Origin of the sequence: Mycolicibacterium komossense, from assembly GCF_025822605.1 — a bacterium.
Classification (GTDB): domain Bacteria; phylum Actinomycetota; class Actinomycetes; order Mycobacteriales; family Mycobacteriaceae; genus Mycobacterium; species Mycobacterium komossense.
Genome location: NZ_JACKTY010000021.1, coordinates 53334 through 77363 on the forward strand (window position 1 = coordinate 53334; position 24030 = coordinate 77363).

General features: G+C 66.7%; 25 protein-coding genes and 1 pseudogene. 15 read left to right on the plus strand and 11 right to left on the minus strand.

All coding sequences use genetic code 11. The features are described from left to right. The first annotated feature begins 11 nt into the window (after nucleotides 1-11). Nucleotides 12-1346 (plus strand): type I glutamate--ammonia ligase, encoded by a 1335-nt coding sequence (locus tag H7J73_RS09905; protein WP_264067172.1) that lies wholly within the window; start codon nucleotides 12-14, stop codon nucleotides 1344-1346. Nucleotides 1347-1349: 3 nt separating this feature from the next. Here H7J73_RS09905 and H7J73_RS09910 read toward each other — a convergent pair whose 3' ends face one another. The 3 genes from H7J73_RS09910 to H7J73_RS09920 are packed head-to-tail and all read right to left on the minus strand — an operon-like array spanning nucleotide 1350 to nucleotide 5376. Continuing rightward, nucleotides 1350-3113: an N-acyl-D-amino-acid deacylase family protein gene (locus H7J73_RS09910; protein WP_264067173.1), complete on the minus strand. Its 1764-nt coding sequence runs from the start codon at nucleotides 3111-3113 to the stop codon at nucleotides 1350-1352. Nucleotides 3114-3122: 9 nt separating this feature from the next. Next, nucleotides 3123-3599: a nuclear transport factor 2 family protein gene (locus H7J73_RS09915; protein WP_264067174.1), complete on the minus strand. Its 477-nt coding sequence runs from the start codon at nucleotides 3597-3599 to the stop codon at nucleotides 3123-3125. Beyond that, a complete protein-coding gene (locus tag H7J73_RS09920) occupies nucleotides 3589-5376 on the minus strand; it encodes an N-acyl-D-amino-acid deacylase family protein (RefSeq protein WP_264067175.1) in 1788 nt (595 codons plus the stop codon). The genes H7J73_RS09915 and H7J73_RS09920 overlap by 11 nt, the downstream gene beginning before the upstream one ends. 143 nt (nucleotides 5377-5519) lie before the next feature. Here H7J73_RS09920 and H7J73_RS09925 point away from each other — a divergent pair, with 143 nt between their 5' ends. After that, nucleotides 5520-6437, plus strand: coding sequence for a dienelactone hydrolase family protein (locus H7J73_RS09925; protein ID WP_264067176.1), 918 nt, complete (start codon nucleotides 5520-5522; stop codon nucleotides 6435-6437). 15 nt (nucleotides 6438-6452) lie between these two features. Here H7J73_RS09925 and H7J73_RS09930 read toward each other — a convergent pair whose 3' ends face one another. Further along, nucleotides 6453-6815, minus strand: a complete 363-nt coding sequence (locus H7J73_RS09930; protein WP_435405460.1) for a PNPOx family protein — start codon at nucleotides 6813-6815, stop codon at nucleotides 6453-6455. Between the two features lie 11 nt (nucleotides 6816-6826). Here H7J73_RS09930 and H7J73_RS09935 point away from each other — a divergent pair, with 11 nt between their 5' ends. From H7J73_RS09935 to H7J73_RS09945, 3 genes are all read left to right on the plus strand, one after another. Continuing rightward, the gene (locus H7J73_RS09935; RefSeq protein WP_264067178.1) at nucleotides 6827-7639 is read left to right on the plus strand and encodes an acyl-CoA thioesterase; all 813 of its coding nucleotides are present in this window, start codon (nucleotides 6827-6829) and stop codon (nucleotides 7637-7639) included. Between the two features lie 89 nt (nucleotides 7640-7728). Next, on the plus strand, nucleotides 7729-8841 hold the full coding sequence (locus H7J73_RS09940; RefSeq protein ID WP_264067179.1) for a glycosyltransferase: 1113 nt from the start codon (nucleotides 7729-7731) through the stop codon (nucleotides 8839-8841). A gap of 67 nt (nucleotides 8842-8908) precedes the next feature. Next, a complete protein-coding gene (locus H7J73_RS09945) occupies nucleotides 8909-9367 on the plus strand; it encodes a hypothetical protein (RefSeq protein WP_264067180.1) in 459 nt (152 codons plus the stop codon). Here the strand turns inward: H7J73_RS09945 and H7J73_RS09950 are convergent. Then, nucleotides 9341-10672 (minus strand): cytochrome P450, encoded by a 1332-nt coding sequence (locus H7J73_RS09950; protein WP_264067181.1) that lies wholly within the window; start codon nucleotides 10670-10672, stop codon nucleotides 9341-9343. The genes H7J73_RS09945 and H7J73_RS09950 overlap by 27 nt on opposite strands. Nucleotides 10673-10758: 86 nt before the next feature. Here H7J73_RS09950 and H7J73_RS09955 point away from each other — a divergent pair, with 86 nt between their 5' ends. After that, nucleotides 10759-11160, plus strand: a complete 402-nt coding sequence (locus tag H7J73_RS09955; protein WP_264067182.1) for a hypothetical protein — start codon at nucleotides 10759-10761, stop codon at nucleotides 11158-11160. Nucleotides 11161-11174: 14 nt separating this feature from the next. On the opposite strand, the gene H7J73_RS09960 is transcribed toward H7J73_RS09955, so the two are convergent. Beyond that, nucleotides 11175-12458, minus strand: a complete 1284-nt coding sequence (locus H7J73_RS09960; protein ID WP_264067183.1) for a cytochrome P450 — start codon at nucleotides 12456-12458, stop codon at nucleotides 11175-11177. Between the two features lie 83 nt (nucleotides 12459-12541). Here H7J73_RS09960 and H7J73_RS09965 point away from each other — a divergent pair, with 83 nt between their 5' ends. Together H7J73_RS09965 and H7J73_RS09970 are read left to right on the plus strand one after the other, a co-directional pair. Further along, nucleotides 12542-13705 (plus strand): pyridoxal-phosphate dependent enzyme, encoded by a 1164-nt coding sequence (locus tag H7J73_RS09965; protein ID WP_264067184.1) that lies wholly within the window; start codon nucleotides 12542-12544, stop codon nucleotides 13703-13705. 17 nt (nucleotides 13706-13722) lie between these two features. Continuing rightward, nucleotides 13723-14160, plus strand: a complete 438-nt coding sequence (locus tag H7J73_RS09970) for an SRPBCC family protein (protein ID WP_264067185.1) — start codon at nucleotides 13723-13725, stop codon at nucleotides 14158-14160. A 47-nt stretch (nucleotides 14161-14207) separates the two neighbouring features. Here the strand turns inward: H7J73_RS09970 and H7J73_RS09975 are convergent, their stop codons facing one another. After that, nucleotides 14208-14654, minus strand: coding sequence for a transglycosylase family protein (locus H7J73_RS09975; protein WP_276031110.1), 447 nt, complete (start codon nucleotides 14652-14654; stop codon nucleotides 14208-14210). A 187-nt stretch (nucleotides 14655-14841) separates the two neighbouring features. Between H7J73_RS09975 and H7J73_RS09980 the strand changes: the two genes are divergently transcribed. Beyond that, entirely contained in the window at nucleotides 14842-15726 is an 885-nt protein-coding gene (locus H7J73_RS09980) for a TIGR03854 family LLM class F420-dependent oxidoreductase (protein WP_264067186.1), read from the plus strand. 109 nt (nucleotides 15727-15835) lie between these two features. Then, the gene (locus H7J73_RS09985; protein ID WP_264067187.1) at nucleotides 15836-16372 is read left to right on the plus strand and encodes a hypothetical protein; all 537 of its coding nucleotides are present in this window, start codon (nucleotides 15836-15838) and stop codon (nucleotides 16370-16372) included. Here the strand turns inward: H7J73_RS09985 and H7J73_RS09990 are convergent. Further along, nucleotides 16369-16746, minus strand: coding sequence for a thiol-disulfide oxidoreductase DCC family protein (locus H7J73_RS09990; RefSeq protein WP_264067188.1), 378 nt, complete (start codon nucleotides 16744-16746; stop codon nucleotides 16369-16371). The two genes, H7J73_RS09985 and H7J73_RS09990, sit on opposite strands and share 4 nt — an antisense overlap. A gap of 112 nt (nucleotides 16747-16858) precedes the next feature. On the opposite strand from H7J73_RS09990, the gene fdxA reads away from it, so the two are divergent. Both fdxA and H7J73_RS10000 read left to right on the plus strand, forming a co-directional pair. Next, complete coding sequence (fdxA, locus tag H7J73_RS09995) at nucleotides 16859-17212, plus strand: ferredoxin (protein ID WP_264067189.1); 354 nt, start codon at nucleotides 16859-16861, stop codon at nucleotides 17210-17212. Nucleotides 17213-17397: 185 nt separating this feature from the next. Continuing rightward, complete coding sequence (locus H7J73_RS10000) at nucleotides 17398-18588, plus strand: DUF7159 family protein (RefSeq protein WP_264067190.1); 1191 nt, start codon at nucleotides 17398-17400, stop codon at nucleotides 18586-18588. Between the two features lie 72 nt (nucleotides 18589-18660). Here H7J73_RS10000 and H7J73_RS10005 read toward each other — a convergent pair whose 3' ends face one another. Beyond that, the gene (locus tag H7J73_RS10005; RefSeq protein ID WP_264067191.1) at nucleotides 18661-19908 is read right to left on the minus strand and encodes a cytochrome P450; all 1248 of its coding nucleotides are present in this window, start codon (nucleotides 19906-19908) and stop codon (nucleotides 18661-18663) included. A gap of 195 nt (nucleotides 19909-20103) precedes the next feature. Between H7J73_RS10005 and H7J73_RS10010 the strand changes: the two genes are divergently transcribed. Next, complete coding sequence (locus H7J73_RS10010) at nucleotides 20104-20712, plus strand: Pr6Pr family membrane protein (RefSeq protein ID WP_264067214.1); 609 nt, start codon at nucleotides 20104-20106, stop codon at nucleotides 20710-20712. Nucleotides 20713-20743: 31 nt separating this feature from the next. After that, complete coding sequence (locus H7J73_RS10015) at nucleotides 20744-21391, plus strand: hypothetical protein (protein ID WP_276031111.1); 648 nt, start codon at nucleotides 20744-20746, stop codon at nucleotides 21389-21391. A gap of 7 nt (nucleotides 21392-21398) precedes the next feature. Here the strand turns inward: H7J73_RS10015 and H7J73_RS10020 are convergent, their stop codons facing one another. Continuing rightward, on the minus strand, nucleotides 21399-22070 hold the full coding sequence (locus H7J73_RS10020; protein WP_264067192.1) for a hypothetical protein: 672 nt from the start codon (nucleotides 22068-22070) through the stop codon (nucleotides 21399-21401). Between the two features lie 172 nt (nucleotides 22071-22242). Here H7J73_RS10020 and H7J73_RS10025 point away from each other — a divergent pair. Beyond that, nucleotides 22243-22673 (plus strand): annotated as a pseudogene (locus H7J73_RS10025) (hypothetical protein). Nucleotides 22674-22685: 12 nt separating this feature from the next. Here H7J73_RS10025 and H7J73_RS10030 read toward each other — a convergent pair. Next, nucleotides 22686-23819 carry a nitronate monooxygenase gene (locus tag H7J73_RS10030; protein ID WP_264067194.1) on the minus strand — a complete coding sequence of 378 codons (1134 nt, stop codon included), beginning with the start codon at nucleotides 23817-23819 and terminating at the stop codon, nucleotides 22686-22688. Between the last annotated feature and the right edge of the window lie 211 nt (nucleotides 23820-24030).

A 24030-nucleotide genomic window follows, 5' to 3' on the forward strand; every position in this document is an offset into this window, starting at 1 on the left:
AAGATGGCTGCATGACAGCCGCCACCGCAGCACTTGACGCTAACGATGTCATCGCCGTCATCGGCACCGTAATCAGCCCGTCCGGTCTGACCCACGCCAAAACCGTGCCCTTCAGTCGGGTGAACGCCTTCGCCGACCCCGGGCTGGGCGCCAGTCCGGTCTGGCACGGATTCACCATCGACCAGACCGGTATCGCGTTCACTGACGATATCGGCGTCGTCGGCGACGAGCGGATCCGCATCGACCTTCCGGCCCTGGCCATCCTCGGTGGCGGAATGGCCTGGGCGCCAGGATCTTTCTACGATCAGGCGGGTAACCCGATTGCGATGTGCAGCCGCGGCACCCTGGCGCGGATCGAGGCCAGGTTGGCTGAGCACGGGCTGGCCGCGCGGATCGGCCACGAGATCGAATTCGTCCTGGTCGGGCCTGACGGCGCCGCGTTGCCGTCGAATCTCTGGGCCCAGTACGGACTGGCGGGCCTGCTCGAGCACGAGGACTTCGCCCGCGATGTGATGGCGGCGGCGACCGCCGCCGGGGTGGGCATCGAACAGTTCCACCCCGAATACGGCCTCAACCAGTTCGAGATCTCGCTGCGCCCCCGCACGCCGGTTGCCGCGGCCGACCATCTGGTGCTGATGCGCATCATCATCGGCCGGGTGGCGCGCCAACACGGATTGCGGGTCAGCCTGTCCCCGGTCCCGTTCGCCGGGGCGGTCGGTTCCGGCGCACATCAACACTTCTCGCTCACTCGAGACGGCAGCCCCGTGTTCTCCGGCGGGTCCGGCCCGCACGGAATGACACCGCAGGGGGCGAGCGCGATCGCCGGTGTACTCGCAGGCCTGCCAGCTGCCCAGGGCGTCCTGTCCGGCTCGATCCTGTCGGGTCTGCGCATGCAGCCCGGGCACTGGGCTGGTGCGTATGTGTGCTGGGGGAGTGAGAATCGCGAAGCCGCGGTTCGCTTCCTGGCTGGCGGCTCTGGCAACCCGCACGGCGCCAACGTCGAGGTGAAGATCGTCGACCCGTCGGCCAATCCCTACCTCGCCACGGCCGCCATCCTCGGGCTTGCCCTCGACGGGATCGAGCGCAATGCGCCCCTGCCGAGCGAGACCACGGTGGACCCGGCCACCCAGACGGTGCAGCAGCGCGCCGAGGCGGCTACGGTACAACTACCCGATCAACAGACGGATATTCTCGCCGCCCTTGATGATTCCGATCTGATTCGGAGCATCCTCGGTGATCCGGTAGTCGACATGCTGGTCACGGTCCGGCGCCACGAGCAGGACAACTACGGCGATCTCACTCCCGATGAGCTGGCCGCGAAGTTCCGGTTGGCTTGGAGTGTGTGAGCGTTAGCGCACGCCGCGCAGCAACCGGCCCGGCCGGGCCCCGGTGTCGGCACCGTGGCGCCGGGTCACCACCCCGTTGACCACGGTGGCGTCATACCCGCTGGCCCCTTGGATGAGCCGACGGCCACCGGCCGGTAGGTCGTAAGCCATCCGGGGTACGTCCAGAGTCAGGGCGGCCATGTCGATGACATTGAGATCAGCCCGCTTGCCAACTTGGATGACACCGCGGTCCGACAGCCCGAAAAGCTTTGCGGTATCTAGAGTTTGCTTACGCACCACATATTCCAGCGAGAACTTCGGCCCGCGATGGCGATCCCTTGCCCAGTGGGTCAGCAGGAAGGTCGGGTAGGAGGCGTCGCAGATCAGACCGCAGTGCGCGCCGCCGTCGGACAGGCCCGACACCGCCGCGGGACTCTGCATCATCTCGTAGATCGCGCTGTGGTCACCCTCTGCGTAGTTGAAGAACGGCAGCATCAACATGGCGCCGGCATTCGATTCCAGCATCAGGTCGTACATGGTGGACAGCGGATCTTGGCCTCTGGCGGTGGCGATGGCTGCCACCGTCTTGTCCGGAGTCGGTTCGTAATCCGGCGGATCGCCGATCGCATAGAGCCGGTCGGTGCTGTACTGCGCGAGCGCGAACAGCCCGTCGAGCAGCACGCCGGGAGCAGGCGCCACATCCTCCTCGGCCAGGATCGCGGCTTTGACCGCAGGATTCGCCAGCTGCTCTGCCAGTTCCTCGCGGCCGAGTTCTGCCTTGAGCCGCCGGAAGGTCGGGCGGTGGGTGAAGGCGTGGTAGCCCGGGAAGCCCAGCAGCATACCGAACGGGCGGGCGGCAAACTGTGCGTAGAGCTCGATCCCGTTCTCATGCGCCTTCTCGGCCCGGTCGAGCTGCTGGCGCCACAGCTCGGGGGCATGGGAGGCCTGGATCAACGTGAACGAGACCGGGAGGCTGATGTCATCGGAAAGCTTTGCCATCCATTCCATTTCGCGCATGCACGCTTCGGCGGGGCTCTCGCCCGCGGTGCCCTGCGGGGCCACTTCGAAAACCGCCTGCCCGCCTGCAGCCATCGCCCGGCCGAGGCCGAACAGCTCGGCCTCGGCCGCATAGGTGCCTGGCACCGCCTGCCCGTCGATGGCCCGGTGCGCCTCGGTGCGTGAGGTGGAGAAGCCCAGCGCCCCCGCTTCGATGGCCTCCTGCACGATCCGCGCCATGGCGGCGATATCGTCGGCGGTGGCTTCCTCGTTGTTGGCGCCACGTTCGCCCATGGCGTAGCCGCGTACCGGCCCGTGCGCGATCTGCGTTCCGTAATCGACTGCGAGATGGCGCTTCTCGATGGCGTCGAGATACTGCGGGAAACTTTCCCACTGCCAGGTGATGCCCTCGGCCAGTGCACTGCCCGGGATGTCCTCGACACCTTCCATCAGTTCGATCAGCCACTGTTCCTTACCGGGGCGCACGGGTGCGAAACCGACGCCGCAGTTGCCGCTGACCACGGTGGTCACGCCGTGCATGCTGGAGGGCTCGAGCGTCTCGTCCCAGCTGACCTGGCCGTCGTAATGCGTGTGCACGTCCACGAATCCGGGTGCGACGATCCGGCCCGTTGCATCGAGGGTCTCGACGGCGTCCGTTTCTATCCCCGGCCCCGTATCGCCGCGGCGGCGTACCTCGACGATGCGACCGTCCTTGACGCCGATATCGGCCTGGAAGCGTTCTTTGCCGGTGCCGTCGACGACAGTTCCGCCGGTGATCTTGAGGTCGAGCATCGTTACTCCCTAAACCAGGCCGGTGGCGTCGAAGATCCATGACATGTCCGCGGCAGCGAAGTCCGCCAGCCACGTCGGCGGGGCGTGGTTGGCCAGTGCCCCCATATCCCAGTAGTCCTTCCACCGGGTGATCTTGCCGTCCTCCACGCGATGCACGGTGACGAACTGCAGCACCGCCGATTCGCCAGTGGCCCAATGCCATTCCTCGTGATGTTCGTACATGACATCGGCGCCGTCGGCGACCAGCAGTCCGGTGAAGTTCTCGTAGGAGGCCAGCGGTTCGAGGCCGATCTTGAGCCGCTTGACGATGTCTTCCGGGCCGCGCGCCGCCGCCGTCGGACCGACCGGCATATCCAGATAGATGCAGTCCTGCGACAGATAGGTTTTCAGCTCGTCCCAGTCGCGGCGCGACAGTGCCGCCCACATGCCGAGAACCGTGGCTTTCACGTCAGTGGCCTCGTCGGCCACCCGAACCTCAACGGACATCGGCAAGTTCGCCTTTCTGGGTGGGTGCAGGTGTCGACCGCCCGGCGCGCAGGAAGCTGCCGGTGCGCTGGTGGCCGAGCGTCGGTGTGGGTTGACCGTCACGGAACACGGCGCGACCGGCGACGAACACCGCGGTGACGGTGTCGTCGTTGCGGTTGACCATGCGCGACAGGCCGCCGTACTGCTCGACCTGCTCCTCGGCGTAATCGTCGAGTGTCGCATCGAGTTTCGTGGGGTCGATCACCACCACGTCGGCGCGGTCACCGACCCGCAGGTGCCCGGCGTCGATCCCGTACCAGTCGGCCAGTTCCCCGGTCAGTCGGTGCACCGCGTGTTCGACGGTCATGAACGGCACCCCGGCGCGCTCGGCATCGCGGACATGCCGCAGCAGGCGCAGCCCGAAGTTGTAGAACGCCATATTGCGCAGGTGCGCGCCGGCGTCGGAGAAGCCCATCTGGATCCCGGCGTCGCCGGCCAGTTTCTTGAGCACCTCGGGCCGGTGGTTGGAGATAGTGGTGCGCCAGCGTAGCGCCCGGCCGTGTTCGAGGACCAGGTCGAGGAAGGCGTCTACCGGGTGCAGACCGCCGCGGTCCTTGCCGACCTGGCCGAATGACTTGCCGATCACAGTCGGGTCCGGGCAGTCGACGATATCGGCGTCGAAGAAGTCCCGCTGCCACACCCGCACTCCGAGCTTGCTCTCGTACTGCTTGCGGAACTGGCGGCGGTAGGCCTCGTCGCGCATCATGTCGTTGCGTTCCACCTCGTCCTGCAGGTGCAAGGCCGCCGCACCCGCGCCGAACTCCTCGAAGATCACCAGGTCGATACCGTCGGCATACACCTCGAACGGCACCGGAAGGTGCTGCCAGCGGAAGTCGCCGCCGAACCGGTTCACCATTCGCGACAACGGTGTAAAGATCAGCCACGCGTACGGGTTGGATTTCACGTCGGCGGCCGAGAGCAGGCTGGTCTTGAGCTTGCGGCGGCCCACGCCCAACGACTGCACCACATTCGAGACCAAATTCAGTGGGTTCTCGATATCCGGCCCGGACTGCAATACCCGGCCGCGTCGGCGCAGTATCGATTTCAGCCTGCGCAGCTCGCGCGGTTTGGCGTAGGTCGAGGGCAATGTACGTGACCGGCAGATCTCGCCGTCGAGCTTGTCGAACAGCAGCTGCATCGACGACATCCCGAGGAAGCCGGAATCCAGCGCATCGACGAGCCAGCGCTCCATCTGGGCCAGCTCGGCGGGGGTGGGCTGATCATCACTGCGGGTTGCGCGGTCGAGACCCATTGTGGCCGTGCGTAAATCGGAGTGGCCGATGAAGGCCGTCACATTAGGTCCCAGGGGCAATGATTCCAGGGCGGTGATGTATTCGGTGCAGTTCGACCAGGTTTTGTGCGTTTCGACGGCGCCGATCACGTCCTCGCGGGGGATCGCCTCGACGCGGCCGAAGATATCGCCGGCGTCCACCCCGTCGACGTGGATGGTCGACAGCGAGCACGAACCGAGTGTGATGGTTGTGACGCCGTGGCGCACCGATTCCGACAGTGAGGGCCGCAGCAGCACTTCCACGTCGTAGTGGGTGTGGATGTCGATCAGTCCCGGCAATACCCACTTGCCTTCGGCGTCGATGACGTCAGCGCAGCCCGCCTCGTCGAGGTGGTGCGGGGTGATCGTCGCGATATGGCCATTCTTGATGCCGATATTGCGGGTGCAGGACGGAGCTCCGGTGCCGTCGAACCAGCGGCCATTGCGGATGATCGTGTCGAAGGTCACAACCGCTAATAGAACCTGTTCCAGTCGCGGGTGTCAACGATTTAGTGAACACATTTGTTGATGTGTTCACAGGCTCAGTTCCAGTCGGCCGGGTCCCAGTCGGCCTGCGCGCCCTCGACGACCTCCGGCGCATACTCGATGAGGTGACTCCCTTACAGCGCTACATCGCCGAAGAGATCGCCACCGATCACGTGGACGGATTGCTGTCGCGCCGTGAGGCGATGCGCCGCCTGGCGCTGCTGGGTGTATCCGCAGCTTCCGCAACAGCTTTGATCGCGGCCTGCAGTGACGAGCGCGGCGCTACCCCGGCCTCGTCGATTGCCTCCGGGAGTACCGGCACCCCCGCTTCGGCGGCGGGGACGGCTCCGGGAATGGAGGAGGAATTGCCGACCACCGATATCACCTGGGCCGGTCCGGCCGGCGAACTGAAAGGCGCGTGGGCCGAAGCAGCCGATCCCAAAGGTGCGGTGCTCGTCATCCACGAGAACAAAGGACTCAACAGCTGGGTAAGGACGGTCGCCGGCCGGCTCGCCGGGGTCGGGTACTCGGCGCTGGCCATCGACCTACTCTCCGAGGAGGGCGGGACCGCCACCTTCACCGATCCCGCGGAAGCCACCGCCGCGCTGGGCAAGGTCGATCCGCAGCGCTTCGTCGCCGACCTGAAGTCCGGCGTCGAGGAGCTCGGGCGCCGGGCACCGGGCAAGAAGCTGGCGGTGGTGGGCTTCTGCTTCGGCGGCGGGCTGACCTGGCAGCTGCTGGCGGCGGGCGAACCGCAACTGGCCGCGGCGGTGCCGTTCTACGGCCCGTTCCCCGACGGCGCTGATCTCGCCGGGTCGAAGGCGAACGTCCTCGGCTTCTACGGCGCGCTCGACACAAGGGTCACCTCGACCCAGGACGCGGCCAAGACCGCCTTGGACAAGGCCGGCCTGAACCACCTGCTGGTCGTCGAACCGAACGCCGACCACGCGTTCTTCAACGACAGCGGACCGCGGTACAACGCCGAGGCGGCGGCCGATGCCTGGCAGAAGCTGCAGGAGTGGTTCGGGAAATACCTGGTCTGATTGCCGCGCGTCGAGCTACTGCGCGTCCAGGTGCAGCGCCACCGTCACCCGGCCCCGGTCGTCGCGCGTGGCCACGGCGTGCCCGGTGCGCTCGGTGCCGTCGAGGGCGATGGTCATCGGTGCGCCCGCGCCGAGGAAATTGCGCCACCACGATTTCTGGTCGGGCATCGAGACCCCGATGGTGATGTCGTCGCCGGTGCGGCGATATCCGATGGGGAGACTGAACGTGCGCCCGGATTTTCGGCCGACGTAGCTGATGGTGGTGATGTAGCGCTCGACGAATCGGCCCACCACCGGGGCGCCGGCCAGCGCTGTCACCCCCGCGTTGACGAGGTTCACGAAGCGTTGCAGCGGTCCACCGAAAGGCACACCAGGCATGATGCCGGGTGATGGAATCCACGCTGAGCGCTGTGCTCGATTCGTTAGACCTCGACCAGGTGTCAACGACCCCGGGATCGGGGATGTTCGTCGGTAAGCAATTCGACGGACCGGCCCACCACATTCTGGGTGCCCACATCGCCGCCCAGGCTCTGATGGCGGGGGCACGCACCGCCGGCGGCCGCGCGCCGCACAGCATGCACGTCTACTTCCTGCGCCCCGGCGACGGTAGGTATCCCGTCGATTTCGAGGTCGCCCCGCTGCAGGACGGTCGCACCTTCGCGGCGCGACGGGTCACGGGCCGGCAGAACGCAACGGTGCTGATGGAAGCGACCACCTCGTTCAGTTCCGCAGTGCAGGACATCGAGTACCAACCGAGCATGCCCGTGGTGGCCGAACCGGAATCGCTGGCATCGATACCGGCTCACGGGACGTGGACCAGTCTGGACTGGTTCGAGCGACGCAATGTGACCACCGCCGAGGGGGCAGCGCAAAGCCGAATGTGGTTGCGTCCCAGAGGTGATATTCCCGACGACCCCGTGCTGGCCGACTGTCTGGCGGCCTACCTGTCGGCAGTCACCCTCATCGAGCCCACCCTGGTACCGCGGTGGAAGACGATGGCCGGGCCGCCGATCTCGGCGATGCGCGGACACTCGGTGTGGTTCCATCGGCCGCCGAGGATGTCGGACTGGTTGTTCTACGACGAATCGAGCCCCAGTGCCACCGCGGGCCGGTCCCTGGCGACCGGCACGATGTTCAACCGCAACGGTGAACTCGTGTGTACCGCAACGCAGGAAATCTACTTCCCGCCCAAGCGGGAGTGAACCGTGGCGGGGGAGTTCATCGACCATTCAGGTCCCGGTTGAGCTGCTGTTGATGACCGCACACGCCACCCCGATGTGATGCTCCCATGATGCGGGTCGTGCAGGTCGCGAATTTCTACGGCCCGCGCTCGGGCGGCCTGCGTACCGCGGTGGACCGACTCGGTGCGGAGTATTGCGCCAGTGGCCACGAGGTGTTCCTTATCGTGCCAGGACCGCACGCCGCCCGCAGCCAGCTGTCGTCGGGTGTCACCCGAATTTCGGTGCCGGCCCGCAAGATTCCGCTCACCGGTGGGTACCGGGCGGTGCTGCCCCGGCCAGTGACGGCCTTGCTGGAATCACTCGAGCCCGACGCGATCGAGGTATCGGATCGCTGCACGCTGCGCTCACTGGGGCGGTGGGGTTCTCGCCACGGCGTGACCACGGTGATGATCTCCCATGAACGACTGGACCGACTCACGGGCCAACTCTTGCCGCCCGGAATTGCCAGGCGGGTAGCCGATTACGCGAACCGTCGCACTGCGCAGGAATACGACACCGTGCTGTGCACCACTCAGTTCGCCCGCGAGGAGTTCGACAGGATCCGGGCGCCCAACGTACTGACTGTTCCCCTCGGCGTCGATCTGGACGTGTTCCATCCACGCCATTTCTCCGCCGCGGTGCGTGGCCGGTGGGCGTCTCCCGCGCAGCTGCTGCTGGTGCACTGCGGTCGGTTGTCGGTCGAGAAACGAGCCGATCGAAGCATTCACACCCTTGCGGCACTTCGGGATTCGGGAATCGACGCACGGCTGGTGATCGCCGGTGACGGACCGCTGCGCCATCGGCTGGAACGCCAGGCGGGCCGCCTACCTGTCGATTTCACGGGTTTCATCGACAGCCGGGAGTCGGTCGCGGCGCTGCTGGCGTCTGCCGACGTGGCGTTGGCGCCAGGGCCACACGAAACCTTCGGACTGGCCGCGCTGGAAGCCCTGGCCTGCGGTACCCCGGCGGTAGTGTCCCGCACCTCGGCGCTGACCGAAATCCTGACGGCCGACAGTGGTGCGTGCGCCGACAACGACCCCGACGCCATCGCCGCGGCGGTCACCGGGATCATCGGCCGACCGGAGCGGGAGCGCCGCCACGATGCCCGCCGGCGGGCGGAACGTTTCACCTGGCCGAGCGCGGCGCAGGGCATGCTGACCGCGCTGGGTGCGTTTGGCGCCTGACGATTTGGGAACCCCGAGTTATTGACGGGGCTGTCGTAGGCGCGGCCCACCAATCAAAGGAGCCGTTATGGCTACCAACACCACCATGTGGATTGTCATCGGGATCGTCGCGGCGGTGCTTGTTCTGGGTGCGCTCGCCTGGGCAGCCCGCAGCAGGCGCAATCACAAGCTGCACAGCGAAGCCGAGCGGATCCGCGGCGAAGTCGAGCAGGAATCGGCGGTGGTCGCCCGCCGGGAGGCGCTGGCCGACGAGACCGCCGCCAAGGCGCGGGCCGCCAAGGCCGAAGCCGAGGTCAAGGCCGCCGAGGCGGCCCGTCTCGAGGAGCGTGCGCAGTCGCACCGCGTATCCGTCGAAAGCTCGCGCGATGACCTGGACGAACGTCGGGCTCACGCCGACAGCATCGACCCGCGTGTCAAGGCCGACACGAACGACGATGCCGAAGTGATCGACGACCGCTCGGACAACCGCTTGGAGAACACTGCCGGCGCCGTCGAGGAGTCACCGCACGCCGCTCACCGGCGCTAATCGCTGCGGTCCCAAGGTGACCGGCAGCGTCGACCAGCCGCGCAGGACCCGGGTGTCCCGACGGAGGCCAGGGCCCGCCGGTCGCGCATCCGGGAACCGGTTGAAGAAGGAACTGAGTCCCACCTCGCCCTCGGCACGGGCCAGCGCGGCACCGAGGCAGAAATGCCGTCCACCCGAAAATGCAAGGTGCCGAGCAGCATTGGATCGCTCGATGTCGAATCGATCGGGATGCTCGAAAACGGCGGGGTCACGATTGGCCGCCGCCAGATAGATCACCACCATCTCTTCGCGAGCGACGCGGGTGCCGGCCACCTCGGTGTCGACCCGGGCCACCCGGCCGCTGAGTTGCACCGGCGAATCGAACCGCAGGATCTCCTCGACCGCACCGGCCCAGAGCGCCGGATTGTCCTGCAGCCGGGCGAGCTGATCCGGGGCATCCATCAGCAGGCGGATCCCGTTGCCCAGCAGGTTCACCGTCGTCTCGAACCCGGCGGCGAGCACCAGGCCGGCGACCGCCCGCAACTCGTCGTCGTCGAGGTGCGCGTCGCAGTCGGAGATCCGGATCAACTCGCTCATCAGGTCATCGCCCGGCTCGCGCCGCAGGCGCTCGAGATGATCTGCCAGCCAGGTGTTGAAACCGTCCAAGCCATCCTGCACCCGGCGGTACTGCTTCCACGTCAACCCGATGTCCAGGCTGGGCGCCGCCAGCTCGCCGAACTCCAGGATCTTCGCACGCTCGCTGTCGGGCACGCCGAGGATGTCGCTGATTATCGCGACCGGGAGTTGGGCGCAGTACCGGTCGACGACATCGACGGCGCGTGTTTCGGTAGACCCTTTCGCCGCCAATTCGTCGAGCAGTGCCTCCGCGGTGGCCGCCACCCGGCCCCGCAGTGCCGCGACAGCCCGCGGAGTGAACACTGACGAGACGGTCTTGCGATACCGGGTGTGCTCAGGCGGTTCGACCGCGAGCAGTGACGGTGGCCGCAGCGGATGCAATCCCGGTGTCCTGGTGCGGTTTTCGAGCCGGCGCAGCGGGCTGGGCAGGTTGGAGCCCAACGAGATGACGCGGAAATCGTCCGAGCGCAGCAACTCGTGGGCGACGCCGTGATCCACCGTCAGATACCCGGTGCGGCAGCGGATCAACGGTTGCCCGCGACCGCGCAGTTCGTTGTAGAACGGGACGGGATCGGCCCGGACGGCCGGGTCGGCGACCAGGCGGGCCTGCGGATCACCGCGTCGCGCCCCGATGTTGACCAGCGCGCGGACCACGCCGTGCATCGATATCCAGTGCAACTGCTGCTTCATGTGAATCACGCTACGAGTACCACGGAGAACGTGCCAGCCTGGTGATTCGCTGTGACTGCTGCGTGGTCAACGCATACGCTTCGAACATGATTGCGCGTCTCGCGGTGTTTCCGGTGACTCTGGGTGTCGTGCTCGGCGCCATCGCGGCCGCAGGGTCCGCGTCCAGTGAGGTCCCCGCGGCCTGCGACTTCACCCTCAGTGCACCCAGCGTCGTCGAGGTGTCCGGCACCCAGATGGTGACCGCCACGCTGACCCCGGCGGCATGTAAGGGCACGGCGAACCCGAAGTCGTCGCAGGTCTGCATCGCCGCATCCGGTGCCAGCCCCGGCCGGTGCGAGTTGGCCAACGGTTATGAGATCGCGCAGGTCTACCTGTCGCCGTACATCCCCGGGGTCAACTATGTCGCGAACGGCACGGGCTGCGCCGGGATCGCAACGCCGTCGGGCGCCATCTGTTCGTCGATCGGTCCGAAAGCCGCCACCCTGTAGTCGGGCGAGGTCGGTCACCGCGGGGTCCAACGGACCGGCAGCCGCTTGATCCCGTGGATGAACGACGACAGCAGCCGCGCCGGCTCATCCGTCACACGGATATCGGGGATCTGCGCATGCAACTCCTCGAAGGCCACACTGATCTCGCGGCGGGCGAGATTCGCGCCGAGGCAGAAGTGCACACCGCCCCCGCCGAATCCCAGATGCGGGTTGGAGTCGCGACGGATGTCGAAGCGCCACGGATCCTGGAACCTCTCCTGGTCTCGGTTGGCCGAGCCGTACCAGAGCGTGACCTTGTCGCCGGATGCCATCGAAACGCCGCTGAGTTCGATATCGCGGGTCAGCGTGCGGCGCATGTAGATGACCGGCGACGCCCACCGGATGATCTCTTCGACCGCGGTCTTGCTGTGGCCGTTGAAATCACGCCACCAGGTATCGCGCTCCTGCGGATAGCGGGTCAGGGCCAGCAGGCCGTGGCTGATCGCGTTGCGGGTGGTCTCGTTTCCGGCCACCACCAGCAGGATGAAGAACGAGGCCACCTCGGCCGAGGTGAGCCGTTCGCCGTCGACCTCGGCGTGGACCAGGCTGGTGGTCAGATCCTCCTGCGGGTGGTCTCTGCGGTCGTCGGCCAGCGCGTGTGCGTAGGCGCCGATATCCATCGCGACCTTGACGAAACCGTCGAAGTCGGTGGTCAGGTCCGGATCTCCGAACCCGAGGATGACGTTCGTCCATCTGAAGATCGAATCGTGATCCGCGGCGGGGATGCCCATCATGTCGCAGATGACCTGTAGCGGTAACGGGCCGGCCAACTCGGCGACCAGTTCGGCGTTACCGTCGGGGTGCTTGGCGACCATGTCGGCGACCAGACGGCGGGCGCGATCGCGCACCGCGGCCTCGACGCGAGCCACCACTTTCGGGGTGAACGCCCGGCTGACGATCGCCCGCAGGCGCTGATGACGCGGATCGTCCATCGCGATCATCGAGCCGAAATACTCTGCCAGTTCCGGTGTTTGGTCACCAATCGTGATCCCGCCGCTGGAACTGAAGACATCGGGGTGGCGGCTGGCGAAATGCACGTCGTCGTAGCGGGTGAGCGCCCAGTGCCCCTGTCCGGGATCGAAACCCGCCAGCCCGGTCGTCGCGCCGAAGAACGTGATCGGGGACTCCCGGCGCAACGTGGCGAAGGCACCCTCGCGGATGTCGTCGTCAAGGGCCCAGAATTCCCACGCGGACAGGTTGATGTCGGGCAGCGGTACATCGGGCGGCGGCGCTCCGTTGACAGGTGTCAGGATTCCCACCAGGGGAGCCTAGATTCACCTGACTTCACCACGTGGCCAGATGGAGAGATCGCGCCGGGATGAGGAAAGCTGGTTCGGTGAGCATGAAGCGCACGACAGCCGCCGAAGGACTACCGGCCCTGGTGTGTGGCGCCTGCGGCGCGCGCTACGACGTCTCGACCCTGGCCTGGCGCTGTAACTGCGGCGGGGTGTTCGACATCGATTCGGCACCCGCCCTGGATATCACCGCGGTACAGGGGAGTCGTGGTTCCCTGTGGCGCTACGAATCGGTGCTGCCCGTGCCCTTCGATGCCGAAATCAGCCTGGGCGAAGGCAGATCGCCGATCGTCGAGGCACGAGGGCTGCCCAACGTCGGGCTCAAGGCGGACTTCCTGATGCCGACGCTGTCGTTCAAGGACCGCGGCGCGGTGGTGCTGGCAACCCTGGCCAAGCGCCTCGGGGTGACCTCGGCACTGGTGGACAGCAGTGGGAACGCCGGGACGGCCGCGGCGGCGTACTTCGCCCGCGCCGGCATCCCGATCCAGGTCTTCGTCCCGGCCTCGACATCGCCCGGCAAGCTCGCCCAGATGCGGGCCCACGGCGCCGAGCTGACCCTGGTCTCCGGAACCCGCGCCGACACCTCCTCGGCGGCGCTGGACGCTGCCGAGGCGCCGGGAGTGTTCTATGCGAGCCACGTCTTCCATCCGTATTTCCTGCACGGGGTGAAGACCTACGGTTACGAGATCTGGGAGCACTGCGGCGGCGAGCTGCCGTCGACCGTCGTGGTGCCCGTCGGCAACGGCACCATGCTGCTGGGCTGCTATCTGGCGTTCCGGGAACTGGTCGGCGCGGGTCTGGCCGCGAGGATGCCGACCCTGGTAGCCGTGCAGGCGGCGGGTTGCTCGCCGCTGGAGGTGGCCTTCGCCGCTCGGCAGGACACGGTGGCCCCGGTGCAGGCGCAGCCGACCGTCGCGGAAGGCATCGCGATTGCGGCGCCACCGCGAGGTGCACAGATCCTGGCCGCAGTGCGCGCCACCGGCGGCACGGTCGTGGCGGTCAGCGATGCGCAGGTGCGGGCCGGGCGGGCTGAACTTGCCGCGCAGGGTCTCTATGTGGAGCCGACGTCGGCGGTCTGCTGGGCCGCTGCGCGGGTGGCCGCCACGCCTGCACCAGAACGTCCCTGGAACTGGGAGTTGGCGGTGGAGCTGCTGCGTGCCGACAACGTCATAATTCCGCTATGCGGTGCGGGGTTAAAAGCACCGGGCTGACTGGGTACACAGGCGCCATGCCATCCGTTTCCCGCACATTCACCGTCACCGCAGCGCCGAAGCAGGTTCTGGACTATCTGAAGGATTTCGCCAACGCCGAGGAGTGGGACCCAGGTACCCAAACCTGCACCCGCATCGACGACGGCCCGGTCACCATCGGCTCCAGTTGGCACAACGTCTCCAAGATCGTCGGAGTCACCGCCGAGCTCAAGTACGTGCTGCGGGAGCTGACAGAGAGCCGGCTGGTCTTCGAGGGGACCAACAAGTCGGCCACGTCCACCGACACCATCGTCGTCACGCCCGCCCAGGGCGGAGCCCAACTCGACTATCGGGCCGACCTCGAAATGCACGGCCCGGCGAAGCTGATGAGCCCCGCGATGAAACTGGTTTTCGAGAAGCTCGCCGGCGAAACCGAAACCCAGATGACCAAGGTGCTGAATTCGTTGAGCGGGTAGCTCAGCCGAGCTTCCAGTTCGTCGCGCGGCGTAGCCCTGCGCGGAGTCTAGGCGTGGGGGATGAGCGCCATGATGTCGTTGATGGTCTTGCGCAGGATCATGCCGGGCTGCCATTGCGGAAGGCTGATCTGGCTTCCCGTCGCGGCGAAGGGAACTGTTCCCGCATTGGCGCCGCATTTGGGCCAGGCGGCCATTCCCTGAGTGCGCGCGACATTCTCTGCGACCCGGATCTGCTCCTCGCGTGAGGCGGTGGCGGGCGAGCCGAAACCGCCGTTGGAAGTCCAGGTCGCCTGGCTGAACTGCAGACCGCCATAATGCCCGTTGCCGGTATTCGTCGACCAATTTCCACCGGATTCGCATTGTGCAATCGCATCCCAATTCGCGGTGTCCGCATGCGCGGTGCCGGTGGATGCGGAGAAAAGCCCGGCGATGATTGCGACCAGGAAGGCACCGGTGATTGCCGCCGTTGCGAAGAACTTCCGGATGGATTTCATATGGCATGTTTCGCCCCAACTGACGCAAGCGTTACTTCGGTCACAAAAGTTTTTTTGGGGGCGTCAGTGATGTGCCCGAGATTGCGTCGTGACCTGTCCGGCACGAGGGCACAAATGGGGCTGCGACGAGCGCGCGGCGCCCACGCTTCACCGCAGGGACCTGGCCTGTGCTGGTTAGGGTGGCGTGGTGAAGATCAGATTCGGTGTAAGCCTCGGTGCTGACACCGGTCCCGAACATCTCGGCGCGATCGTCGACCGGTTGGAAGCTGCCGATGTCGACTCGTTGTGGTTCTCCGAACTCGTCTACTCGAAAGCCGTCGACCCGTTCGTCGGGATGGCGTTCGCGCTGGGGCGCACCCAGCGCCTCAAGGTCGGCACGTCGGTGGCGGTACTGCCCGGCGGCCGGCACCCCGTGCTGGTGGCCAAGACGTTGGCGTCGTTGGCCGCCCTCGGCCCCAAGCGAGTGCTCCCCGCTTTCGGGTTGCGGTCCGCGATCCCGTCCGAACGGGAAATATTCGCGGTTCCCGACGGGCAGCGCGCGGCGGTGTTCGACGAATCGCTGCAGCTGCTGCGCGCGGCGCTCGCCGGCGACGACGTCGACTTCGCCGGCGACTTCTTCACCGTGACCGGGGCCGGTGTCGGTGACCCCACCGCCGTGCCGCTCGACATCTGGCTGGGTGGTTCGGCTCCCGCGGCGTTTCGGCGGATCGGCCGCTTCGGCGACGGCTGGCTGGGCAGCTTCCTGACCCCGGATGAAGCGCGGCGGGCCCGTGAGCAGATTCAAGCCGAAGCCGCGCAGGTCGGCCGTGAGATCGAACCAGACCACTTCGGGATCAGCCTGGCTGTCGCCGAGGGCGGCCTCGGCGCCGAGGCCGTGGCGGCGATCCGAAGCCGACGACCCGATGTCGAGCCCGCCGACCTCATCGCCGGCAGCTGGGCCGATCTGCATCGCCAGCTCGACGGTTACATTGCAGCCGGCCTGACGAAATTCGTCGTGCGCCCGGCCGGACCGACCGGGGCCGACGAGTTCATCGACCGCTTCATCGCCGAACTGCTGCCACGAGAGAACTGAACCGGCCGCGGAAATCCCGGCAGCGCTGGTGACCGAGCCCGCTGGACGGGCGGGACGTGTGCGGGCTCGTTAGCATGCGAGATCACGTCGGCCATCCCGAAGGAGCGTCATGATCCGCGCAGCAGTCATTACGGCCTCGGCGGTGGTGGCGGCGTTCGGTCTCGCTGCGCCCGTCGCGATGGCCGATCCGGTCACAGCCGGTGCCACCGCCTACATGTTCGGCGCCTGCTACACCCCTGATCTGCCCGTGGTGGAGCAGCCCGGCACGATCATGTACGGCTGCGACGGCACCAGCGTCATGCAGGACATGTCGTGGACCTCCTGGGGTGCCGACGGTGCGACCGGCACGGGCACCGACAACTCCGTGGAATGCCAGCCCAACTGCGCGCAAGGTCGGCGGCTGCTCAATCCGATCATCGTCCACGCGTGGAATCCGCTGCCGCCCAAGACGTCTGGCTGCCCGGCCGGAGTCGACTTCTATAGCGACTACACCGTCGCCTACCCGCAGGACGCCCCGCCGTGGGTGAAGCCCGGCACCTCGTGGGCCGCCGATGTCGACTACATCTACGTCGACGGGATGCCTGCGGTGCATTTCAAGGATCAAAAGCCGCTGAGTTGCTCCGCGGCGGCGGTTCGGCCGGTCTAGCAGCCGGCCGGATCCGACTGGCAGTACGGCGTCGTGCCCGGGAACCGGTAGCGGTGCGTGGCCACCCAGCGGTACACGGCTTCCTGCACTTGCCGGACGCCGACCATTCGATAGAACCTCAGCGGCAGTCGAGTGCCCAGAGCGGCCGAGAGCGCGGCGTTGACGGCTTCGGCGGCGGCGTAGACCTGCCCGGACGAATCCAGCCACCAGACCGACTCGGGTAGCCGCTCCGGCGCAACGCCGAGGCGTTGCGCCGTGCCGGCCTGCTGATACGGCTCAGTCAGCAGCTCACCGGTGCGATCCCAGCGGACCAGGGTGTTGCGGGCCCGGGTGCACATTCCGCACTCACCGTCGAAGAACAGCACGCCGGTCATGAGATCGATTGTCCACCGGGGTCGTGGTCACGGCCGAGTTGGTTGCCAAGGTCCCCGAAGAAGGGACTTTCGCCGCGGCCCATTCCGCGCCGGCGCACTTAACGTCAGGACCATGACGTATGTGATCGGAACAGCGTGCGTGGACATCGCCGACAAATCCTGCGTGGCCGAGTGCCCGGTGGACTGCATCTACGAGGGCAATCGCACCCTCTACATCAACCCCGACGAATGTGTTGACTGTGGCGCCTGCAAGCTGATCTGCAAGGTCGACGCCATCTACTACGAGACCGACCTGCCCGAAGACCAGGAACAGCACCTGGCCGACAACGCCGCGTTCTTCACCATGGTGCTGCCGGGCCGAGAGCAGCCCCTCGGTGCGCCGGGTGGCGCGACCCGGCTCGGGGCTGTTGGTGTCGACACCCCGCTGATCGCAGCCGTCCCGTGCAGGTCAGGTCAGCCGAGCTGATCCAGCGTTGGCTTTTCACGTCACGATCCGGTAAAGAAAGAGCATCGAGCCGCTATACCTGTGCGCGGGTAGGCTCACGCGATGCGGGTCAGCTCCTGGCCTCGCTACCCCGGACAGCGTGACGGCGTTTCTGGATGGCGCATCCAGCGGCGGTGGCGCGGCCCGGGCACGAAGGGAGTACATACGTGGACACCGTGCTCGGTCTCCTGGTGACGCCGACGAATGTCCAGACCGTGCTGGTGGAAGGGCAAACCGGTGACGGAGCCACCCTCGAACACGACGAGTTCACCACCCGGGCCTCCGAGGAAGTGGCCGAGGCTGTGCTCAGCATCGCCGAGGCAGAAGGTCAGCGGCTGCACTCCATCGGCGTGACGTGGAGCGACGACGCCGACCTGGAAGCCTCCCAGCTGCTGGACTCTCTTGCCGGCCTCGGTCTGCACAACATCGTGCTGGTGAAACTTCCGCAAGCCGCCGAAGCGCTGGCCTGCAGCATCGGGCGGGTGATCGGTTACGAACGCACCGCGGTGTGCGTCGTCGAGCCCGATGCGGTGATGCTGTCGCTGGTCGACACCTATGACGGTGAAGTCGAAACACTGGTCAGTCACACCCTCGACAGCGAGAACGCGCTCATCGACTGGGTGACCGCCATCTTCGATCGCGACGACTGGCGCCCCGAAGGGCTTTTCGTGGTCGGTTCGGTCGGTGGGCTCAAAGCCGTCGCAACCCGGCTTGAGGAGGCGCTGGCCTTGCCGGTTTTCGATCCGCCGGAGGCCGAGTTGGCTCTGGCGCACGGCGCCGCGCTGGCCTCTGCCACCTCCGCCGGAGCTCAGTCGCTGTTCGGGACCGGCGAGGAAGACCGTTGGGAGTACACCCCCGAACCGCGTCGCGTCATCAAGCGCAAGTCCTACGCCGCCCCGATGACGATGCTGGTGGCCGGTGCGGTGACTTTCGTGGTGTCGGTTTCGCTGGCGCTGGGCCCCCATCTGGTTCCGGCCCAATCGATACCGGTCGAGAGTCGCGAGGTCCTCCAGACCGCCGGCACACCGCCGATCGCGGCGCCGATCGTGCCGGAGGCACCGCCCGCGGTCCCGGTGGCTGATGCGCCGCCGCCGCAAGCAGTCGACCCGGCCCCGGCACCCGAGGAAGCGCTGCCTCCCGCGCCGGAACCGGAGTCCACCTACGCGCCGGAGCCGCAGGCCCCGGCCTATGTACCCGACGACCCGGCCGCCGTCGCGCCGCCGGCCGATGTGGCCTCGCCCGCGTACGTGCCTCCGCCCGCATACGTGCCGCCGCCGGCGCCGCAGGTGGTGGCGCCGCCCGAACCGCAGACACCGGTTCGGTCCTGGCTCAAGGAAAAGCTGCACCTCGGGAACTGATCAGCCGTCACCGTGGAGGTTCTCAGCCGTCGGTGATCTCGCCCGGTCGACAGATCGGGATCGGTTTACCAGTCAGACCAATTGATCTTTCTGGCCCTGGTAATCGACCTGCCAATGTTTGATGCCGTTGAGCCAGCCCGACCGCAATCTTTCCGGTGCACTGACGGGAGTCAGGTCCGGCATGTGGTCCGCGATGGCGTTGAACATCAGCTCGATCGTCATCCTGGCCAGGTTCGCGCCGACGCAGTAGTGCGCACCGGTTCCACCGAAACCGACATGCGGGTTGGGATCACGCAAGATGTTGAATGCGAACGGATCGTCGAAGACCTCTTCGTCGAAATTGGCCGACCGGTATGACATCAGAACCCGCTGGCCCTTCTTGATCAGCGTCCCGGACAGGTCGTAGTCGGCCAGCGCGGTCCGCTGGAAGGACGTGACGGGCGTCGCCCAGCGGACGATCTCGTCGACCGCGGAGAACGGCCGGTCCCGCTTGTAGAGTTCCCACTGGTCAGGGTGATCGGCGAAAGCGATCATGCCGTGCGTGATCGAGTTGCGGGTGGTCTCATTGCCTGCCACCGCCAGCAACACCATGAAGAAGCCGAACTCGTCGTCGGTCAGCTTGTGCCCATCGACGTCGGCCTGGATCAGCTTGGTGACGATATCCTCGCCAGGTTGCTCGGCCCGGACGGCGGCCAGCTGCATGGCGTACATGATCAGTTCCATGGCCGAGTTGCGGCCGTCGTTGTGTGCGAATTCTGGATCGTCGTCGGCGACCATCTGGTTGGACCAGTCGAAGATCTTCTTGCGATCTTCCACCGGGATGCCGATCAAGCCGGCGATGGCCTGCAGGGGCAGTTCGCAGGACACCTGTTCGACGAAGTCGCCGCGGCCTTCGGCGGCCGCGGTCTTGGCGATGTTCTGGGCGCGCTGGCCGAGGTCCTCGCGGAGCCGTTCGACGGCTCTCGGGGTGAACCCCCGCGAGATGATCTTGCGCAGATGGGTGTGCCGCGGCGCGTCCATGTTCAACAGGACGAAACTGCCGGTCTCGAGCTGATCCTGGGTGGACCCCTCCGGATAGCGGGGGAGGGCGGTCTTCGCCAGGCTGGAGAAGATGTCGCTTCGGACGGAAACCTCCTTGACGTCCTTGTGCTTGGTCACCATCCAGTACCCGCCGTCCTTGAACCCGGAGTCCAGTGGCTGTTCGTTCCACCAGATCGGTGCGCTCTGGCGCAACTGCGCGAGCTCTTCGACTGGCAGTCGCGCGCAATTCAGGTCAGGATCGGTGAAATCGAAACCGGGTGGCAGGCTCGGACTCGGCATCGGCTGGCTCCTTTATTGCGGCGAGATTCGTTTTTTTGCGACATGTTCTAGGTCTCGTCTGCATTGGTACACCGCTGATGGGCGCCCCGTGGCCGGTTCTGAAATCCTTGAACTGAAACGTGTTCCGACCGGAGGAAGAGCACACCAGGACGCGTCGAACCGAGTGAATCGGAGGCTGCCGTGTTTGACTACCCCATGCGGTTTGCCGAGCAGCCCGTCCGGGTTGTGCTGCGGGTGGGCATCGTCGCCGCTGTCCTGGCGGCGATGGCTCTGGTGGAAACACAGTCCCGATCCGGGATGTTGTGGCGGCTACTGACGTTCACCTATCAAGCCAATGTGCTGGCCGGGGCTTATTACTTGTGGACTCTGGTCTCACCTCGGGCCGACAGCAGGGTGGGCCTGCGCGGCGCGGTGGTTATGTACGTCGTCGTGGCGGGCGTGATCTGGAACCTGTACCTGGTGAACCTGAGCATGGGCTACACCGGCCCGAATATCCTGTTGCACATCGTCGTGCCCATTCTCGCCCTTGCCGACTGGTTGCTCGTCGGACACAGCCAGGGCCTGGTCCGCTGGTGGCAGCCGTTGGCGTGGCTGTCCTACCCGGCGGCCTATCTGGGGCTGGCCCTGCTGGTGCTGAACCGGGCCGGTCGGCGGGCGCCCTATTATTTTCTCGACCCCATCAGCATCGGGGTCAGCGGCGTACTGAGCAATGTGGCGATCCTGGCCGTCGGTCTCGTAGTTCTGGGCTACGGCCTGTCAGTCGCCGGACGGATGGCAGTAAAAGCCCGCGTCTTGTCCTTGTAACGAATGGGGCGGCTGAGGTGAAGGAATAACTATGGTGCGTATCGAACCCCGCCGGGTGGCGTTGTCCGCCGCCCTTGGTGCACTCGGAGTTTTGACGGCAGTGACGCTGACGCCGACGGCGGCCGCTGACCCGGTTCCGCTCAGGCCGGACCCCAACCAGCCCGTTCCCGCCCAGGCTGCTCCGGTCCCGCCGGCGCCGGCTCTGGCCGACGCGGCTCAGCCCGGTCCCGTCGCCTCCACTCCGGTGCTCCCCGCTCCCGCTTCGGTGCAGAACATGTCCGCTGATCCGGCCGCACTGCCCGCGCCCGCAACTGCGCCACCCGTCAACGGCGTGCCGCACCTGCCGAGCCCGCAGAACCTGCCGCCAGGCACCACCGACGATCCCACCGAGCCGCCGCAGGGTCATGGGCTGTCGTATCTGCGGGATCTCTGGCACGCCGTCCAGACCCAGGACGTCAGCGGCGGCGACGCGCTGCTGCTCCTGACCCAACGCCCCATGGACGCCGATGCGATGCCGCCGGCCGGGATGCCCGCGGGTCCGCAGTCCGGCGCACCAGGCGCCGTCCCGCCGCCGCTGGATCCGGCAGCTCCTGCCGCCGCTCCGGCTCCTGCGGTGCCGCCGGCACCTGTGGTTCCGCCGGCGCCTGCCGACGTACCGGCGCCTGCGCCAGCTCCGTAGCGAAAGCTCAGCCGGTGGCCTTCGTCGAGGTCGCCGTGCTCGCTGTTGTCGAGGTAGTCGTGCTGGTCGTCGAGGTGCTCGTGCTGGTCGACGTAGTGGCGGTCGACGTCGTGGCGGTCGATAACGTCGGCTGCTGCCGGTACTGGATCCAGGTGTCGCGGTAGATGACCTTGCCGCCAGCGGTGACCAGCAACTCCGTCGGCGATACCGAGTACACCGAGCCGTCGGTCTCGGCCTCGAAGCCGTCGCTGGTCGCCGTTGCCGCAGCCTTCAGGCCGGCGCCGTCACTGACCCGCACTCCGCGGTATTGGTAGCCGCTGCCGACCGAGCAGATCACCACCAGCGATCGTTGCGTGTGCCCCACGGCGACCGCGGTCTGGCCGTCGTCGCAGCGCGCGGCGGAATCCACGAAGCCGCGGCTGTCGGTGGCGTAGGCACCTGAGTCGGCTGACGTGCTGGTAGTCGCCGAGGTGGCACTCGTACCGGTGGTCGTGGGAGTGGCACTGGAGGTCGTCGTCGACGTGGTCGACGTGCTGGATGTCGAGGTAGCGGGGGCCGCATCGGCGGCCGGCAACGCCGTCGGGCCACCCTGGCGGATCACCACACCCGCGAACAGGACGAACGTCGCGAGCAGGGCGCCAAGTCCCGCCAGCATCAGGAAGTTTCGGCTGGACAGCATGTGTCAAGGTAACCACTCTGAGCGGCATTGCCACCGTTGCCCGTGCCGCGTTTCGTGCAAAAGATCTGAGTTGATCATGGCCGCCCACCCCACGCACTAGGCTTTCCACCCGCAGGGCTGGCGGGGCGAGGTCTGCGAAGATCACGAACCTTCTACACGCTGAGGGCGGGACATGATTCGCGAACTAACCATTGCGCTGAGCGCGGCCAGTGCAGTCATAGGCGTCGCCGCGGCGACCGTGACGACCGCACCGACGGCCGCCGCGGCTCCCGCCCAGGATATGGCCGATGTGCCGAACATGGTCTACGGCGTCGAGCTCAGCACGGCCTGCTACAGCTGGGAACGGTTCATCTTCGGCCGCGGAGCCACCGGCCAGACCTACGCCTGCCACTACATCCCAAACCAGTGGCCGCCGGTGGATTCCGGGTTCTGGGTGTGGTCCCCACCGCTATACGGAGTGCAGACGGTGGGTGCGCCGTGTCCCCAGGCGGGCAAGGCCATGGCGCAAACCGTCGACGGCCTTGCACTGGAATGCGCCGGCGCGAAGGGCTGGCAGCAGGACTTCTACGCCTAGGCCTCGGTCCTGAACCGCCTCAGCCCTGAGCAGCGTGAGTCCTAAACCGAGGCCGCGGCGTTCAGTTCCTCCAGGGTGGTCGTCGCCTCGAGGTACTCCTGCACCCAGCGCTGGATCACGGTGGCGGTCTTCTCCACCTTGGTGAACTGTCCGACCACCTGGCCGACCGGGTTGAAGGCGACGTCGACGGTCTCGTTCGGATACTTGTTGGTCGCCGACACCGCGAGCCCGGAAACCATGTACTGCAACGGCATTCCGAGTGGCTTCGGGTTGTCCGGGTTCTCCCAGGCCTCGGTCCAGTCGTTGCGCAGCATCCGGGCCGGCTTGCCGGTGAACGAGCGGCTGCGGACGGTATCGCGGCTGCCGGCCTTGATGTAGGCGGCCTGCTGGACGGGAGTGTTGTGGGCCTCCTCGACCATCAGCCACTGTGAGCCCGTCCAGGCGCCCTGCGCCCCGAGGGCCAGCGCCGCGGCGATCTGCTGGCCACTGCCGATGCCACCCGCGGCCAGGACCGGCACGGGTGCCACTTCCTTGACCACCTGCGGCCACAGCACGATCGAGCCCACCTCGCCGCTGTGCCCGCCGGCCTCGCCGCCCTGGGCGATGATGATGTCGACGCCGGCCTCGGCGTGTTTCTTCGCCTGGCTGGGGGAGCCGCACAGGGCGGCGACCTTGCGGCCCTCGTTGTGGATGTGCTTGATCATGTCCGGCGGCGGGGTCCCGAGCGCGTTGGCGATCAGCGTCATCTTGGGGTGCCGGAGCGCGACCTCGACCTGGGGTGTCGCGGTGGCTTCGGTCCAGCCGAGCAGCTGCAGGGTGCTCTCGTTGTCCTCCGCCGTCAGCGGAACACCGTGATCGGTCAAGATCTTGCGGGCGAAGTCGAGATGCTCCTGGGGCACCATGTCGACGAGCGTTTTGGCCAGCTCGTCGGCGGACAGCCCGGAGTCCATACCCTCGTACTTGTTGGGGATGACGATGTCGACGCCGTAGGTGTGCTCGCCGATGTTCTCGTCGATCCACTTCAGCTCGATTTCGAGCTGCTCGGGGGTGAAGCCGACCGCCCCCAGCACTCCGAAACCACCTGCCTTGCTGACGGCGACGACGACGTCGCGGCAGTGGGTGAAGGCAAAGATCGGAAATTCGATGCCGAGCTGGTCACAGAGTGAAGTGTGCATGCCTGTTCCTTGCTGGGGCGATGGGCGAAACTGAAACGTGTTCTAGTTTAGTACGGCGCCGCTCCAGTTCGTCGGCGACTCCCGGATCTCGTAATGTATTCGGCGTAAACACGTCAGGAGGCCGGCCATATCGAGTGGGACGCGTCGAACCGCCAGCCTGAAAACCCTCGCCTGTTCGCTGGTACTTCTGCTGGTGCTGTGTGCCGGCGAT

Excerpts from the sequence above, each read along its gene's own strand:
- H7J73_RS09905 (WP_264067172.1), top strand. The coding sequence starts at position 12 with ATGACAGCCGCCACCGCAGCACTTGACGCTAACGATGTCATCGCCGTC.
- H7J73_RS09910 (WP_264067173.1), bottom strand. The coding sequence starts at position 3,113 with ATGCTCGACCTCAAGATCACCGGCGGAACTGTCGTCGACGGCACCGGC.
- H7J73_RS09915 (WP_264067174.1), bottom strand. The coding sequence starts at position 3,599 with ATGTCCGTTGAGGTTCGGGTGGCCGACGAGGCCACTGACGTGAAAGCC.
- H7J73_RS09930 (WP_435405460.1), bottom strand. The coding sequence starts at position 6,815 with ATGCCTGGTGTGCCTTTCGGTGGACCGCTGCAACGCTTCGTGAACCTC.
- H7J73_RS09935 (WP_264067178.1), top strand. The coding sequence starts at position 6,827 with ATGGAATCCACGCTGAGCGCTGTGCTCGATTCGTTAGACCTCGACCAG.
- H7J73_RS09940 (WP_264067179.1), top strand. The coding sequence starts at position 7,729 with ATGCGGGTCGTGCAGGTCGCGAATTTCTACGGCCCGCGCTCGGGCGGC.
- H7J73_RS09945 (WP_264067180.1), top strand. The coding sequence starts at position 8,909 with ATGGCTACCAACACCACCATGTGGATTGTCATCGGGATCGTCGCGGCG.
- H7J73_RS09950 (WP_264067181.1), bottom strand. The coding sequence starts at position 10,672 with ATGAAGCAGCAGTTGCACTGGATATCGATGCACGGCGTGGTCCGCGCG.
- H7J73_RS09955 (WP_264067182.1), top strand. The coding sequence starts at position 10,759 with ATGATTGCGCGTCTCGCGGTGTTTCCGGTGACTCTGGGTGTCGTGCTC.
- H7J73_RS09965 (WP_264067184.1), top strand. The coding sequence starts at position 12,542 with ATGAAGCGCACGACAGCCGCCGAAGGACTACCGGCCCTGGTGTGTGGC.
- H7J73_RS09970 (WP_264067185.1), top strand. The coding sequence starts at position 13,723 with ATGCCATCCGTTTCCCGCACATTCACCGTCACCGCAGCGCCGAAGCAG.
- H7J73_RS09975 (WP_276031110.1), bottom strand. The coding sequence starts at position 14,654 with ATGAAATCCATCCGGAAGTTCTTCGCAACGGCGGCAATCACCGGTGCC.
- H7J73_RS09985 (WP_264067187.1), top strand. The coding sequence starts at position 15,836 with ATGATCCGCGCAGCAGTCATTACGGCCTCGGCGGTGGTGGCGGCGTTC.
- H7J73_RS09990 (WP_264067188.1), bottom strand. The coding sequence starts at position 16,746 with ATGACCGGCGTGCTGTTCTTCGACGGTGAGTGCGGAATGTGCACCCGG.
- fdxA (WP_264067189.1), top strand. The coding sequence starts at position 16,859 with ATGACGTATGTGATCGGAACAGCGTGCGTGGACATCGCCGACAAATCC.
- H7J73_RS10005 (WP_264067191.1), bottom strand. The coding sequence starts at position 19,908 with ATGCCGAGTCCGAGCCTGCCACCCGGTTTCGATTTCACCGATCCTGAC.
- H7J73_RS10010 (WP_264067214.1), top strand. The coding sequence starts at position 20,104 with ATGCGGTTTGCCGAGCAGCCCGTCCGGGTTGTGCTGCGGGTGGGCATC.
- H7J73_RS10015 (WP_276031111.1), top strand. The coding sequence starts at position 20,744 with ATGGTGCGTATCGAACCCCGCCGGGTGGCGTTGTCCGCCGCCCTTGGT.
- H7J73_RS10020 (WP_264067192.1), bottom strand. The coding sequence starts at position 22,070 with ATGCTGTCCAGCCGAAACTTCCTGATGCTGGCGGGACTTGGCGCCCTG.
- H7J73_RS10030 (WP_264067194.1), bottom strand. The coding sequence starts at position 23,819 with ATGCACACTTCACTCTGTGACCAGCTCGGCATCGAATTTCCGATCTTT.